This window comes from Nocardia carnea NBRC 14403 (assembly GCF_000308515.1).
In the GTDB taxonomy this organism is placed as follows: domain Bacteria; phylum Actinomycetota; class Actinomycetes; order Mycobacteriales; family Mycobacteriaceae; genus Nocardia; species Nocardia carnea.
Genome location: NZ_BAFV01000065.1, coordinates 20,721 through 35,679 on the forward strand (window position 1 = coordinate 20,721; position 14,959 = coordinate 35,679).

Consider the following 14,959-nt stretch of genomic DNA (forward strand, 5'->3'; position numbering starts at 1 on the left):
CCGCGGGCTGCGGTACGAACTCGATCCCACCGGAAGGAAACCCCCACGATGACCGGTAGCAGCGTACCCGGCCCCGAAACCGTCCACTCGGCGCTGGCGCTGGCCAGCCGGGCGCCGTCGGTGCACAACAGCCAACCCTGGCTGTGGCGCCTGGGCGGCAGCACGGTCCACCTGTACGCCGACACCAGCAGGCACCTGCCCTTCACCGACCCCGACTCCCGGGATCTGCTGCTCAGCTGCGGCGCGGTGCTGCATCACTTCCGCATCGCCGCGCATTCGCTCGGTTGGCGCACCATCGTGCACAGGTTGCCCAATCCCGACGACCCGCAGCATCTGGCGTCGATCGAGTTCGTCCGGGCCACACCGGATTCCGATGTACTGCAATTGGCGCGCGCCATCAACCGCCGTCACACCGACCGCCGGCGGGTCACCTCATGGCAGGTGTCACCCGGCCATATCGCCACGTTGCTCGCTGCTGCCACCGACGAAGGGGCCGACGCCCTGGATGTGACCGAGGAGCGGCAGCGCAGCGTATTGCGTGAGGCGTTCACTCGCGCGGCCGACCGGCATCACCACGATGACGGTTACCGCGCCGAACTGTCGCGGTGGAGCGGGCATTACGCCACCGCCGACGGTGTTCCCGCCCGCAACGCGGTCGTGGCCACCGACCCGCTCACCCGCGAATTCCGCGGGCCCACCATGCAACAGGTGGTCGACGACACGATCGACGGTGCGCACTTGCTGCTGGTGCACACCCGCACCGATGACCGGCTGCCGCGGCTGCAAGCCGGAGAGGCCACCAGCGCCGTACTGCTTTCGGCCACCGAGCTGGGTCTTGCGACCTGCCCGTTGTCCGAACCGTTCGAAATCGGTGACACCCGGCAACAGGTGGGCGCCGATGTCCTGCACGCAAACAGCTACCCGCAGATCGTCATCCGCGTCGGATGGGCCTCCACCCGCGCGCCCTCGGTCCCGGTCACCCCGCGCCGGGCCCTCACCCACATGGTCAAGCCGCTGTGACACCGCCCGCACCGGGCCGCATCGGCGCACCCGGACGCCAGAGAGGATCCGCGCGATGAGGCACACAACGGTGGCCGACGTGATGACCCGAGATGTGGTCAGCGTCGGCGTGGACACACCGTTCCATCAGATCGTGCAACTACTGGCCCGGCACGGAATCAGCGGCGTACCTGTCCTCGATGCCCGCCATCGGTGCGTGGGAATGGTGACCGAGGCCGACCTGCTCGCCAGGCAGTCCCGCCTCGGCGGCCCGATCACGGGCACCGTGTGGGCCGTGCTGTGGAAGAAGGCATTCGCACGCAAAAGCGAAGCGCTCACCGCCGCCCAGTTGATGACCGCACTGGTGATCACGGTCATGTCCGATGCTCGTGTATCGGCGGCCGCGGCGACCTTGGCCCGCCACGACCTCCGCTGCGCACCGGTCATCGACTCCGGCGGCGACATGGTCGGGATCGTCAGCCGCAGAGATGTCCTCGCAGTGTATCTACGCCCGGACGAGGAGTTGGCGCAGCTGATCGAGGACGACGTGTTACGCCGTGCGTTGTGGCTGCCGGCGGCCGCGGTGACGGTCGAGGTGCATGCCGGCGTCGTCACCCTCAGGGGCGCGGTCGAGGCGGCCATGATCGGTCTCATCGGTTCCTTGGTCGCCGCGGTGGACGGCGTCGTCGAGGTGCGCAATCTGCTGATCGCCGATACCGCTCGCGCCCTGATGCACGCCGGAGTGCACAGCATCGACGGCGAGAAATCGGTGGCTGCGGCCGCAGCCCGGATGCGCGCCGACGACGTCGGGACACTGCTCGTCGTCGATACCGCGGGGACTGTCACCGGAATCGTCACTGATCGCGATCTGGTGCTGCGCTGTGTGGCCGACGGACTCGATGCGCAAGCCACGACGGTCGATGTCGTCGCTACCCGCACCGTGGTCACGGCGCAGGCCGACCAGCATATCGACGACGTGGTGGCCGTCATGCGCGGACACCGGCTGCGCCGGGTACCGGTTCTCGCCCACGGTCGCCCGGTCGGGATCGTTTCCGAAGCCGATATCGCCCGGCGTCTCCCACGCGCCGCGGCCGGGGCCTTGGTGAAACACCGGTACAGCACACCGGCGACAGACAGCAACCGCCGATAACCCGGGCTTGCCTGGCCGGTCACGGAGGATGGTATGAACTCGGTACATCACAGCAGCGCAGCGCCTGCGCCCACCCGCTGGCCGCCCATCGACAAGCCGGCCGCCCTGCGTGGGCAGGCCAATCTCACCGACTACCGTCGTGCCTGCACGGAATTCGACTGGGACAGCGCCGCCGGCGAACTGTCCACGCTGCCCGGCGGCGCGGTCAACATCGCCCACGAAGCCGTTGACCGTCACCTGAACACACCCCGGGCCGCCGCGCCGGCGCTGCATTGGCTACGCGCCACCGGCGGGCGGGTCACCCTGACCTATGCGGATCTGGCGGCATCGAGCAATCGATTCGCCGGTGTCCTGGACACGCTCGGCGTCAGGCGCGGCACGCGCGTATGCACCCTGCTCGGACGCAGCCCGCAGCTGTACATCGCTGCTCTCGGAACCTGGAAGGCCGGTTGCATCGTCTCACCGTTGTTCTCCGCCTTCGGCCCCGAACCCGTGCGCCAGCGCATGGCCCTCGCCGGCGCCGAAGTACTCGTCACCACACGCGCCCACTACCGGCGCAAAGTCGCACCGATCCGGCGGGAACTGCCTGCACTGCGCCATGTTCTGATCGCCGACACCGACAACGACACCGGGCAGGGGTGCGACGACGGTGTCGTCGACCTCCAGGCGGCCATGGCCGCCGCCTCACCCGACTACACCATCGTCCGCACCGATCCCCAGGAGACGGCGCTGCTGCATTTCACCAGCGGCACCACAGGAACACCGAAAGGTGCCGTGCATGTGCACAATGCGGTTCTGGCGCATCGAGTGACCGCACGTTATGCCCTGGACCTGCGGGGCGGGGACGTGTTCTGGTGCACCGCCGACCCCGGCTGGGTCACCGGGATGTCCTACGGTGTGATCGCGCCGTTGAGCCTGGGCGCCACATTGATCAGCGACGAGGCCGAATTCGACACCCGCCGCTGGTATGACATCCTGACCGCGGAGCAGGTCACCGTCTGGTACACCGCGCCCACCGCCTTGCGCATGCTGATGCGCTAGGGCGACGCGCTGCCGCGCGGTACCGATCTGTCGCGGCTGCGTTTCATCGCCAGCGTCGGTGAGCCACTCAATCCCGAAGTCGTCGTGTGGGGGCAACGCGCATTCGGCCGTCCTGTGCACGACAACTGGTGGCAGACCGAGACCGGCGCGATCATGATCGCCAATCTCGCGGCCGAACAGGTCCGGCCGGGTTCCATGGGGCGCCCGCTGCCGGGCGTGCACGCCACGATCCTGCGCCGCGGACCCGACGGCCGCACCCTGGTCGATGGGGACGTCGTCCAGGCCAATGTCGACGAGATCGGTGAGCTGGCGCTGCGCACCGGCTGGCCGTCGATGTTCCGCGAGTACTGGCAGCAGCCGCAACGCTATGAGAAATCGTTCGCCGGGCCCTGGTATCTGTCCGGTGACCTGGCCCGCCGCGACGCCGACGGCTACTACTGGTTCGTCGGCCGCGCCGACGACGTGATCAAGTCCGCGGGACATCTGGTCGGGCCGTTCGAAGTGGAAAGCGCGTTGATGGCGCACCCGGCCGTCGCCGAAGCCGGCGTCATCGGGGTCCCCGACCCCCTGGCCGGGCAACTGGTGAAGGCGTTCGTGCTGCTGCGCCCCGGCTATACACCGACCGAGGCCTTGCACGACGAGCTGATCGCTTTCGGCCGCCGCGCCCTCGGCGCGGTCGCCGCCAAAGAGGTCGAGTTCGTCGACACTCTCCCGCATACGCGCAGCGGCAAGGTGATGCGGCGGTTACTGCGCGCCCGCGAACTCGGACTCCCCGAAGGCGACGTATCGACCTTGGAGGCGCTGCCGTGACCATCACCGAACACCCGGCCGACCTCGACCACACCGACCCTGCGTACGGGCTCGGATTACTGCAGCAGATGCTACGAATCCGCAGTTTCGAAGAACGCTGCGTCCAGCTCTACAGCGCCGAAAAGATCCGCGGTTTCCTGCATCTCTACATCGGGGAGGAGGCCGTCGCCGCGGGCCTGCTCGGCGAACTCGACACCGACGACGCAGTGGTGTCGGCCTACCGCGAGCACGGACACGCACTGGCGCGCGGCATACCGATGACGGCGGTGATGGCGGAAATGTTCGGCCGCACCACCGGCTGCAGCGGCGGCCGCGGCGGCTCCATGCACCTGTTCGACGCCGGGCGACGCTTCTACGGCGGCAACGCCATCGTCGCCGGCGGACTGCCGCTTGCGGTCGGGATCGCCTTGGCCGACGCCATGGCCGGCGCGCCGCGCGTCACCGTATGCCTGTTCGGCGACGGCGCGTTCGCCGAGGGCGAATTCCCCGAGTGCGCGAACCTGGCAGCACTGTGGCACTTGCCGCTGCTCTTCGCATGCGAAAACAATCAATACGCCATGGGCACCGCGCTGCGCCGCGAACACGCCAACACCGACCTCGCCCTCCGTGCCGCCGGTTACGGCATGGCGGCGTGGCCGGTGGACGGAATGGACGCCGAGGCGGTAGCGGCGGCGTCGCGACGGGCGATACAGATGATCCGCGGTGGCGCAGGACCCTGCTTCCTGGAATGTCGCACCTACCGCTTCCGGGCGCATTCGCTCTACGACGCCGACCGCTACCGCGACAAGGCCGAGATCGACCAGTGGAAAGCCCGCGACCCCATCCCGCGCCTGACCGCACAGCTACGCGCTGCCGAGCTCATCGACGACCACCGGTATGCGGAGTTGCAGTCCGCGATCGACGCCGAAATAGATGCGGCGATCACCGCCGCCGAAAACGCCCCCGAAGAACCCGTCACCGACCTGACCCGCCACGTGTATGCGGAGCGGACATGACCACCACCTACTGGCAGGCATTGACCGAGGCGCTGCGTGAGGCCCTGGACCGCGACGAGCGGGTGTTCCTGATGGGCGAGGACGTGGGCGCCTACGGCGGCTGCTTCGGCGTCAGCCGCGGCCTGCTCGACGCCTACGGTCCGCGCCGCATCCGCGACACCCCGTTGAGCGAATCCGCGTTCGTCGGCGCGGGTATCGGTGCCGCAATCGCGGGGATGCGCCCAATCGTGGAGATCATGACCGGAAACTTCAGCCTGCTCGCCCTGGACCAGATCCTCAACAACGCCGCCACGCTGCGGCATATGTCGGGTGGGCAGATCGGTGTGCCGCTGGTCATCCGCATGGCCACCGGCGCCGGACGTCAACTCGCGGCACAGCATTCCCACAGCCTCGAAGCCTTCTACGCCCACCTCCCCGGACTGCGCGTCCTGTCACCGGCGACGATGACCGACGCCCGGGCCATGCTGTGGCCGGCCCTGCAGGACCCGGACCCCGTCGTGATCTTCGAACCGATCGCGCTGTACAACAGCAGCGGCGAACTCCCCGAACCGGACACCATCACCGATATCGGTATCGACACCGCCGCGACCGCCCGCCCGGGCAGCGACGTCACCATCGTCGCCTACGGAGGCACCCTGCGCACCGCGCTGGCCGCCGCCGACCGGCTCGCCGACACCGATATTGCCGCCGAAGTCATCGACCTGCGCACACTACGACCGCTCGACACGGACACAATCGTGGGCTCGGTGGCACGCACACACCGGCTGGTGATCGTGGACGAAGGCTGGGGCCGGGTCGGGATCGCCGCCGAAATCGCCGCGGCGACTGCCGAACACGCCTACTACGAGCTCGACGCCCCGATCCGCCGGGTATGCACCGCCGACGTGCCGATCCCCTACGCCCGCCAGCTCGAGGAAGCGGCCCTGCCCTCACCGGCGGCCGTGGTCGAGGCCGTGCACGCGGTGGTGAGGTGAGATGGCCGAATTCCGGATGCCTTCCCTGGGTGCGGATATGGTCGAAGGAACGGTGCTGCACTGGTTCGTGCGCCCCGGCCAGAGGGTGCACACCGGAGACATCGTCGCCGAGATCGACACCACGAAAGCAGCCATCGAGGTGGAAAGCTTCGACGACGGCGTCCTCACAGAAATCCTCGTGACAGAAGGCGCCACGGTTGCCGTCGGAACACCCCTGGCGACCATCGCTACCACGGCAGAACCCGCCCCAGACACCTCACCACCGGCGCATGGTGATGCCGAGCCGGCACCGACCGACGGCTTCGGAACGGCCCCTCTGCCGCCAACGGCCGCACAAGGACCAACCGCCCACCCGGCCGCCCCGCCGCGCAGTGATGGGTCCGAGCGCGATCACCGCGCCACACCCCTGATCAGGAAGCTCGCTGCCGAGGCAGGGATCGACATCGCTGCCGTCCCCGGCAGCGGCCCCGGTGGGCGGGTCATGCGAGCCGACATCGAACGCGCCAAGACCGGCGCCTCATCACATCCACCGAGCCCCCCCAACGGCGGCCCCGGCCCGGCGCCCACCGACCGCGCCACCGCCCCCACGCGCGCTACCGGGGTCAGCGTGGCGAAACCGTATACCGGGCCCGCATCGGGGTACGCGCGCCGCGTGGCACATGCGTCGGGGGTCGAGCTTGCCGGGGTCACCGGGTCCGGCCCGGACGGCGCGGTACGCGCCCGCGACCTCCCCACCGGTGGTCGGGCGCCGGAACCCGTTACCGGACAACCACAGATACCGTCGGCCATCGCCGACGACGCCGGGAAGACCGCACAGAATCCACCGCACGATCCCACCGCCGCCCGGCAGCTGATCGCCGCGGCGATGACGCGATCGAAACGCACTGTGCCCCACTACATCTGTCGAGCGTCGTCGATATGGAGGAGGCCACCCGCGCGCTGCGCCGCATCAACGAACAAGCACCGGTATCCGAACGAATCGTGGTCTCGGCGCTGCTGCTGTGCGCTGTGGCCCGGGCAGCGCGCGCCGTTCCCGAACTCAACGGATTCTGGAGCGACGACCGATTCCAGCCGGCGTCGGATGTCCATCTGGGCACGGTGGTGTCGCTGCGCGGGGGGCGGAATCCTGGTGCCCACCATCCCCGACGCCGACCGGCTCTCGCCCACGCAGATGATGCAGGCCATGCGCGGGCTGGTCGCCCGGACCCGCAGCAGCCGATTACGTTCCCGCGACACCACGCAGGCCACCATCACAGTGACCAACCTCGGCGATCTCGGAGCGGACGCGGTGTTCGGTGTGATCCCGGTCCCGCAGGTCGCGATCATCGGATTCGGTGCGGTGACCGAACGGCCCTGCGCGGTGGCCGGCCTGGTCGGGGTCCGCCCGCAGGTGACCGCAACCTTGTCCGCGGACCACCGAGCCAGCGACGGCGCCGTGGGTGCACGGTTCCTGCATTGCATCACCGACTACCTACAGCATCCGGAGGAGTTGTAGATCATGACCGCTGGAATCACCTCACGAGCCGAAGCACTCGCCCTGGTGCGCCGATCCCTGCAAGGCTTCGCCACCCAGGACGAAATCACCGGCCTCGACGAACACCAGTCGTTGCGTAGCACGCTCGAACTCGACTCGATCGACTTCCTCACCTTCGTCGAACGGCTCTCCGCCGGCAGCGGCCGCCGAATCGACGAGGACGATTACCCGAGTCTGGCAACCATTGATTCCTGCGCCGATTTCCTCACCGACCGCCGATAGAAGCTGGTTTCCCAGCGGCTACCGGCAGCTACCACTGCCGGCTACGGCGCCCGATGCCCGCCCCTGCAACCCAGGAAAGAAGCATGCCAGGAGGCAGGGAGGACCAAAGTCCCGACTGTGACCGTGTGGTCACCACGATCCGGTTCCGTTCGGCAATCGTGTCGGTGACGTTGGTTTCTGTGCCGAATACCACCGACAGGCGAAGTATCGGGATCGTCACAGTTCACCACGACCCCGGGACGACGTATGGATGCAGGCGAGCGGCGCAACGATCCTCCACGCACCCGTGACCGGCGACCCCCCGCAGATGGCACCCCGTCTCCTGCCCGGTCCGGTATCGGCTTCAGAGGCTCGGCCGGCGAGCTGCGGCGACGGTGGGTGGCCCTGGTGACCGTGGGAGCGGCCGCAGCATGGGCGGTTCCCGTGGCCACCTTCTCGATGGTGGTCGCCCCGTGGAAGCCGGCGGCGATGATGGTGCCGGCCGGGGCAGTGGGCGCAGTCGTGCTGGCCGGCGCGCAGGCTGTTGTTCTCCGCCGCTGGCTGAGTTCGTTCCCTGTCCGCAAATGGACTGCTGTTTCGGCAGTGGCTGCCGTGGTGGAGTGGGCGGTACTCGCGCTGGTCGTCGTTCATGGGGAACGAGTGGGAAACCTGCCCGCCGTCGGCCAGGTTCCGCTCGTAGCCGCGGGGATCGTGTCCGTGACGTTCGCGCTCGGGGTCGGCCAATGGTTCGTCCTGCGGCGGTGGTCGGACCAAGCCGTGTTGTGGATATGGGCCAACGCCGTAGCGTGGATCATGGGCGCAACCGTCTTCGTAGCCGTCGCGCAACCGGTACGGGTCAGCGCGGCGATGACCGTCACCGCGGCGACGATCTCGGTGGTGGCGGCAGTGCTGCTGCGGGGCGCGGTGGTTGCTGTGATCACCGGCGTGTACCTGCTTCACGTTCTTGCCGAGGCACACCTCCACCCCGTCATACCCCGCTCAGCGGGTGCCCCCTCGGACACTCTCGTCCACGCCGGGAGAACAGCAACGCGAGGCCGCATCGGTGCGGGCTATCCCGCAGGACGGGCAGTGGTGGATCTCGTCCGGGCATTTGCCCTGCTGCACATACCCGGAAATCCTCGGCTGCAGCCGAGCTCTGATGCGCCCGCTGCAGACCGCTGATATTCGCTCGGCTCGTTCGCCTGCGACATGCAGACCATGAGCCCGGGGCGAAAGTCGCCGCGGGTGGGGACCGCCGGCACTGGGCAAGCAGCCGGGGGCCAGGAATTGTGGATTTCCGTAGCAGCTTATTCGGTGGACACGAGAAAGGACCGATCCGATGCGAGCGCAGGTCGGGGACTGGCTGGTCATCGAATGCGGATCAGTGGGCGGCGGTATACAACGCGGGCTCATCGAGGAAGTACATGGGCGCGACGGTGGCCCGCCGTATCTGGTCCACTGGATCGATACCGGGCGGCGGGCTCTGATCTTCCCCGGACCGGATGCGCACGTGGTCACCAGTGAGGATCTGCACGCGAGCCAGCGGCTGGCGGCGCGTCACTTCCTCTTCGGAGGCCACGAACCCGAGGAGCCCGCTGCGTCGCCGTGGACCGGCGTGGCTGAAGCGGTGACCTCCGGCGCCGTCGGTCGGTGAACCCGATATAGGGCTTTGCACCCGGCATCGTGTCGGCTCGAGTGCGTACGAGGCGACGGCCGGTGAAGCTTGCGTCCGATGGCTCGCAGTACCTCCGATAGCCACACCAGATGGTACCCGATTAGTGGATGCGGGTCGGGCAGTAGATCCCCCGCAGCCGGACATGCTCGTAGGTGGCGTCGGGGTTCGCCGGTGCCAGATCAGCGTCGCCCATCAGCGGTCACGATTGACCGATCAGCGATGTCCGTTCCGCCGTCTCAACCATCACCGGTGGCGTCGCCGACCGGAAGGTTCAGGTGGTCGGCATACGGTTGGGCTGTCAGGGTTTCCTGATCGACAGCATGGTTGTCACCACGATAGTGACCGATATCACGCTGCGATCACCACGGCGGCTGTAGGCCAGTCCATGTCGGTTCCTCTCTGTGAAGTCATCGACCGTATGGGCCGGGCATCGCGTGTGCGGACCCGCCTCACGCAGGTGCTCTGGCTTCGTACCCGAGTCTTCCGGGCGAGCTGCGGCAGCACTATGGTCCATTCGCCTGCACCGCGGGGTCGATGGTCACCGATCGGCACCGGCACGGTATTCGCCTGACCCCTGCGCCGTGCAGCTCCCCGGCGACGTGGAGGGCTCGGTCACTGTGGTATTGCCCGGCTGCTGTTCGGCAAGCCGGCCGCGAGGATCTTGCGGAAGCCGGAGTCGATACACGCGACGAAATCGGCGATGTCGGGGACGGCCGCGGTGTCGATGGTCAACCCGATATGGCAGGTCCCCAGGTGGGACAGCAGGGTGGCGTTGAACGCGGTGCCGAGAGTGGGACCGAAGGCATGGACATGTTCGACTTCGGCGCCGGCGAGGTAGAGCGGTATCGGTGAACCCGGTACGTCGGAGGCGACGAAGTCGACGTGCTTCAGCATTTCCGCGAGTACCCGGCTCGGCATCCGGTTGAACACAGCGGCCACCGCGTTGGACAACGGAATCGCTGGTTCGCGTCGCCACCGCTCGACGAGGGTGTGCACCTGCCACATCTGTTTGAGGGCATTGTCGGTGTCGGCGGGGATCGCGAATCTGGCGAGGGTGATGCGGTTGCCGCCGATCGGGTCGTCGGGTGTGCGCAGGCTGATCGGCATCGTCAGGCGCAGTCGGTGGACCGGGGCGTCGTAGCGGGCGTGGTATTCCCGCAGGCCCAGCACGATCGCGGTGAGGAAGGCGTCGTTGAGGGTGCACTCCACGCGGAGCGCGGAGTCGGACAGCTCTTTCAAGGGGAACTGCAGGACCGTCAGGTACCGGCCGAGGCTGCGGTCGGTCATGACGGGGGACAAGGTTTTGGTGACGGGTCTGGCGAGCCGCAGAACCAAGGTGGCCAGTGTGGCGCTTCCGCGGACGGCGCCGATCGGGTCGGCCAGGGATCGCATCAGTTTCGGCGTGCGGGCGATGCTGCCGGTGAGAAGTCTGGTTCCGGTGGCCCAGTTCCAGGCCACGATATCGGCGAGGGTTCCCGTGCCGGGTTCGTTTCTCACCTTTATCGGGCCGCGTTCTGTGCCCTCGCGGCTGAAATCGAGGATTTCTCCGGCGATCTGGATACCGCCGATGCCGTCGGTGAGGCTGTGGTGCACGGTGAGCACGGCGGCGCATTTGCCGCCGGGCATCCCGGTCAACAGGGTGAATTTCCACAACGGCCGGGCAGGGTCGAACGCGGTCATGGCTTCGGTGCGGGCGAACTCCAGCACCGCTGCCATATCTGCCGGGCGGGCCAGGGTGGCTCGGCGGATATGCCAGAACAGGTCGAATTCCTGGTCGGGTTTCCAGCGTGGTGGTGCCAGGCTCAGTGGCACCGGCGACAGGGTGTGCCGGAAGCGTGGTACGACGCGGGTTCCGCGGTCGATCATCCGGACCAGTTTCGCCCAGTCGGGTTCGGCGTCCAGCAGCAGTATCGTCACGATCGTCGAGCGCAGCATCGGGTCCTGTTCCATGCTCCAGGTGAACAGGTCCGATTGGGTCATATGGGATGAGCGAGAACCCATGGTCAGCTACTTTCCTGAACCTGAGCGGGGTGAGTGGGCTCGACGTCTTCACTGTGCCTCGGCAATCCAGTCGGTCGACAGGGGCGAAGGTCACCGCCCACGGACTGCGATCGTGTGAGCGCGATACCGCAGGTGTGCTCCCGGTGCCCGACCACTGCGGCGCAGCAGCGGGTTCCGGACTGACTTTGGTCCCTGCGATGAGGTATTTGCGCACTGGTGGGGGCGATAGCAGGCGACGAGCCTGGAGACAAGACCGGTGCCCCGTGGTGACCAGCTACGGCGAAGGCCTCGAACGGCATCGGGCGGTCCTCAACCGATCAGCCTGCGATGAGGTGATCTCGAATGCGTGCACGCGATATCCTCAGCCGACCGGTGATTACGGTCCGGCGAGACACGGCACTGACCGACGCTGTGGCGTTACTGACCGGGCATGGTTTCGCTGCGCTACCTGTCGTCGACGAGCGAGAGCGTGTGGTGGGCATGCTGTCGGAGTCCGATGCGATGGCCGCGATCGAATCCGGTCGGGAGGCCGGCATCGTGGAGGTGGCGATGACGACCCCGGTGCAGGTGGTCGAGCCGACCACGGAGGTGCCCGAGATGGTGAAGGTCATGCTCGATCACCACAGGCGGTCGGTGCCGGTGGTGGAGGCGGGTGTGCTGGTCGGCATCGTGGCCCGCCGGGATCTGTTGCGGGCGCTGGCACGGGACGAGGAGGCGCTCGAGGCGCGCGTGTATTCGCTGCTCGAGGACTATTCGGGTAGTCACCGGCAGTGGGATGTCGAGGTCGTCGACTGCGATGTCACGATCCGCGGGATCTGCGCGGACGAGGCCGAGCAGCGGGTGCTGGCGGCGATTACACGCACGATCCCCGGTGTCGGCGAGGTTCATGTGGTGGATACCGCGGCGATCCCATCGGATCAATGACCTCCGGGGTGCGAACCCCGGGGCGGAGGGCTGCGTCGGTATGGGCTCAACGATCCGCGACCGTGGTGAACGGTGCGGTGCGGCGCTTCGGTGGATGAAGGATACGGTCCAGGCGGGCGGCCACATAACCGAGAACCGAGACCGCGCTCACGATCAGCAGGTCACCGGCGGCCAAGGGTTCGGTTCCGAGAAGCTCACGCAGCAAGGGCAGATACAGACCCGCGAACTGCAGCAGGAGCGCGCCACCCACGGCCACCAAGAGCATGGGGTTGGCCAGCGAACGCGCCCGTGTGCGTGAGCCCAGTGCCACGCCGAGTTGGGTCATCCCGAGGGCCAGAAACGCCATGCTCTGCCACGGGCGCCCGGTGTGGTCGGCCCAGACGGCCACCCCCAACGTCACCACGGTCAGCGCGATCCCGATCCGGATCACCCGCTGCCACAACCCGGCGCCGAGGATGGTTTCGGTGGGTGGGCGCGGTGGCCGGTTCATTGCGTCGGGTTCGGCGGGTTCGCCGCCGAGCGCGACCCCGGGCAGTCCATGGGTGAGCAGGTTGATCCACAGGATCTGGGCAGGAAGAAGGGGCAGGGCAAGCCCGAAGAAGGGCCCGAGCAGCATGACCGCGATCTCGGCCGCTCCGCCGGAGAGTCCGTAGACGAGGAATCGGCGGATGTTGTCATACACTCGGCGGCCTTCCTCCACCGCCACGATGACGGTGTCGAGGTTGTCGTCGGCGAGCACGAGGTCGGCGGCTTGGCGGGCGACCTCGGTGCCGCGGCTGCCCATCGCGACCCCGATATCGGCGTCCTGGAGCGCGGGCCCGTCGTTGACACCGTCACCGGTCATGGCCACGACGTGACCGTCGTGGTGTAAGGCGTCGATGATCGTCAGCTTCTCGCTGGGTGTCGCGCGGGCGAACACGGTGCCGGTGACCAGGTCTTCGTCGCGAACGGTTGCGCGGCAGTCGATCACCGGCTCGCTGGGGCCGCGGATCCCGAGGCGGGTCGCGATCGCCTGGGCTGTGCCGGCGTGATCGCCGGTGATCAGCACCGGCCGGATCCCGGCCTTGCGGCAGGCGGCGATGGTGGCTGCCGCTGCGGTCCGGGGTGGGTCGAAGATGGCGATCAAACCCAGTAACCGCAGGTGCTGTTCCATGGTTTCCTCGCCCGAGGCCGGGGCGTCGGCCCGGTGCGCGTCGGCCACGGCGAGCACGCGGAAACCGTCTCGGGCCCAGCGTTCGGCTTGCTCGGCGGCTTGGCTCAGCTGCCGCGGATCGTCATCGAGGACCGGTGCGGTCAGGACCGCTTCGGGTGCCCCCTTGCAGATGACGCGGTAGCCCCCTGCCGGGTCGCGGTGGGCTGTCGACATGCGTTTGCGGTCACTGTCGAATGGTCGTTCGGCGACCCGTGGCATCCGGGTGTGCAGTTCGTCGGTGTCGAGACCGAGCTTCAACGCCGCCGACAGCAATGCCAGTTCCGTGGGATCGCCCAGCGCCACCCATTCTCCGGGCTCACCGTCGTCGGCCGGCATCAGGCGTGCGTCGTTACACAGGGCGGCTGCCGCGAGGAGTTCGGTGAGGGCTGGCCGGTCGTCGGGGCGCAGTTGCCGGTCACCGGCGAGCACGGCACCGGTGGGGCTGTAGTCGGTGCCGGTGACCGAGGCCTGGGTGTGCGGGGTCCAGATCCGGCGGGCCGCCATACGTCCTTCGGTCAGGGTGCCGGTTTTGTCGGTCGCCAGCACTGTCACCGAGCCGAGGGTTTCCACCGCGGGCAGGTGCCGGATGAGCGCTGCGCGTTGTGCCATGCGCCGGGCGCCCAGCGCCAGGCTCAGGGTCACCACGGCCGGCAGCGATTCCGGGACCGCGGCCACCGCCAAGCTGATCGCGGTGACCACCATCAGTTCGACCGGCTGGCCGCGGAACAGCCCCAAGGTCAGAACGAGGACGCACAAGACGATGACCACGGCGGCCAGCAGCCGCCCGAACCCGGCGAGGCGGCGCTGCAGCGGTGTGGAGGCGTGACCTCGGTCGAGAAGGTGGGCGATCTGCCCAGTAGCGCTGGCGGCGCCGGTCGCGGTGACCACTGCGGCGCCGCGGCCGCGGACCACGACCGTGCCGGCGGACAGGCCGGATGCTGTGGTGAGGTTCTTGTCCACCGGCACGGATTCCCCCGTGACCGCCGATTCGTCGACGGCCAGCGATTCAGCGGTGCACGCGGTGGCATCGGCGGCCAGGATGTCGCCCTCACCGAGCACCAGCAGATCTCCGACGACCACCTCGGCCGCCGGAATCTCGCGCTGCACTCCGTCCCGCAGCACCCGGGCGGTGGGTGCGGTCAGCTCCGACAGCGCCGCGATCGCACGGTCCGCCCGGATCTCCTGGGCGACACCGACCACAGTGTTGACCACCACGACGGTCAGGATGATCGTCATATCGGCCCAGTCACCGGTGAGGACCGTCAGGAGCGCGGCGATCAGCAGGACGATGATGAGCGGATCCCGCAACTGGGTGAGCACGCGCTGCCACCATCGGGTCGGTGGGCGTTGCGGCAAGATATTGGGTCCGTCAGCGGAGAGCCGTTGCGCTGCCTGCGCAGCGGTCAGCCCGGTGGTGGCCGCGACGGCGGTGCTTTCGTTCAGTGACATGGGCCCGTCTCCAG

Annotated in this window: 10 protein-coding genes and 4 pseudogenes; 12 read left to right on the forward strand and 2 right to left on the reverse strand. The window is 68.2% G+C overall.

Features of this window, described 5'->3' with window-relative positions; translation table 11 throughout:
- Positions 1 to 48: 48 nt before the first annotated feature.
- The 11 genes and pseudogenes from ON22_RS22910 to ON22_RS22950 all read left to right on the forward strand — a co-directional run bounded on the left by ON22_RS22910 (position 49) and on the right by ON22_RS22950 (position 9,358).
- The gene (locus ON22_RS22910) at positions 49 to 1,020 is read left to right on the forward strand and encodes an Acg family FMN-binding oxidoreductase (RefSeq protein ID WP_033242922.1); all 972 of its coding nucleotides are present in this window, start codon (positions 49 to 51) and stop codon (positions 1,018 to 1,020) included.
- Positions 1,021 to 1,075: 55 nt separating this feature from the next.
- Complete coding sequence (locus tag ON22_RS34870; protein WP_051157971.1) at positions 1,076 to 2,149, forward strand: CBS domain-containing protein; 1,074 nt, start codon at positions 1,076 to 1,078, stop codon at positions 2,147 to 2,149.
- 33 nt (positions 2,150 to 2,182) lie between these two features.
- Positions 2,183 to 4,000, forward strand: a pseudogene (acsA, locus tag ON22_RS22920) (acetate--CoA ligase).
- Positions 4,001 to 4,068: 68 nt separating this feature from the next.
- Positions 4,069 to 4,995: a pyruvate dehydrogenase (acetyl-transferring) E1 component subunit alpha gene (gene pdhA, locus ON22_RS22925; RefSeq protein WP_033243137.1), complete on the forward strand. Its 927-nt coding sequence runs from the start codon at positions 4,069 to 4,071 to the stop codon at positions 4,993 to 4,995.
- Positions 4,992 to 5,969 (forward strand): alpha-ketoacid dehydrogenase subunit beta, encoded by a 978-nt coding sequence (locus tag ON22_RS22930; RefSeq protein WP_033242921.1) that lies wholly within the window; start codon positions 4,992 to 4,994, stop codon positions 5,967 to 5,969. The genes pdhA and ON22_RS22930 overlap by 4 nt, the downstream gene beginning before the upstream one ends.
- 16 nt (positions 5,970 to 5,985) lie before the next feature.
- Positions 5,986 to 6,684, forward strand: a pseudogene (locus ON22_RS38600) (E3 binding domain-containing protein); the annotation flags it as partial.
- Between the two features lie 203 nt (positions 6,685 to 6,887).
- Positions 6,888 to 7,025: pseudogene (locus ON22_RS38605) on the forward strand (dihydrolipoamide acetyltransferase family protein); the annotation flags it as partial.
- Positions 7,026 to 7,101: 76 nt separating this feature from the next.
- A pseudogene (locus ON22_RS38610) lies at positions 7,102 to 7,464 on the forward strand (2-oxo acid dehydrogenase subunit E2); the annotation flags it as partial.
- A gap of 3 nt (positions 7,465 to 7,467) precedes the next feature.
- Positions 7,468 to 7,725, forward strand: coding sequence for an acyl carrier protein (locus ON22_RS22940; RefSeq protein ID WP_033242920.1), 258 nt, complete (start codon positions 7,468 to 7,470; stop codon positions 7,723 to 7,725).
- 387 nt (positions 7,726 to 8,112) lie between these two features.
- Positions 8,113 to 8,886, forward strand: coding sequence for a hypothetical protein (locus ON22_RS34875; protein ID WP_156052241.1), 774 nt, complete (start codon positions 8,113 to 8,115; stop codon positions 8,884 to 8,886).
- A 157-nt stretch (positions 8,887 to 9,043) separates the two neighbouring features.
- A complete protein-coding gene (locus ON22_RS22950; protein WP_063820644.1) occupies positions 9,044 to 9,358 on the forward strand; it encodes a DUF1918 domain-containing protein in 315 nt (104 codons plus the stop codon).
- Between the two features lie 633 nt (positions 9,359 to 9,991).
- Here the strand turns inward: ON22_RS22950 and ON22_RS22955 are convergent.
- Positions 9,992 to 11,380 (reverse strand): wax ester/triacylglycerol synthase domain-containing protein, encoded by a 1,389-nt coding sequence (locus tag ON22_RS22955; RefSeq protein WP_033242919.1) that lies wholly within the window; start codon positions 11,378 to 11,380, stop codon positions 9,992 to 9,994.
- Between the two features lie 342 nt (positions 11,381 to 11,722).
- Between ON22_RS22955 and ON22_RS22960 the strand changes: the two genes are divergently transcribed.
- Entirely contained in the window at positions 11,723 to 12,304 is a 582-nt protein-coding gene (locus ON22_RS22960) for a CBS domain-containing protein (RefSeq protein WP_033242918.1), read from the forward strand.
- Between the two features lie 46 nt (positions 12,305 to 12,350).
- On the opposite strand, the gene ON22_RS22965 is transcribed toward ON22_RS22960, so the two are convergent.
- Entirely contained in the window at positions 12,351 to 14,945 is a 2,595-nt protein-coding gene (locus ON22_RS22965) for a cation-translocating P-type ATPase (RefSeq protein ID WP_051157974.1), read from the reverse strand.
- Positions 14,946 to 14,959: the final 14 nt, after the last annotated feature.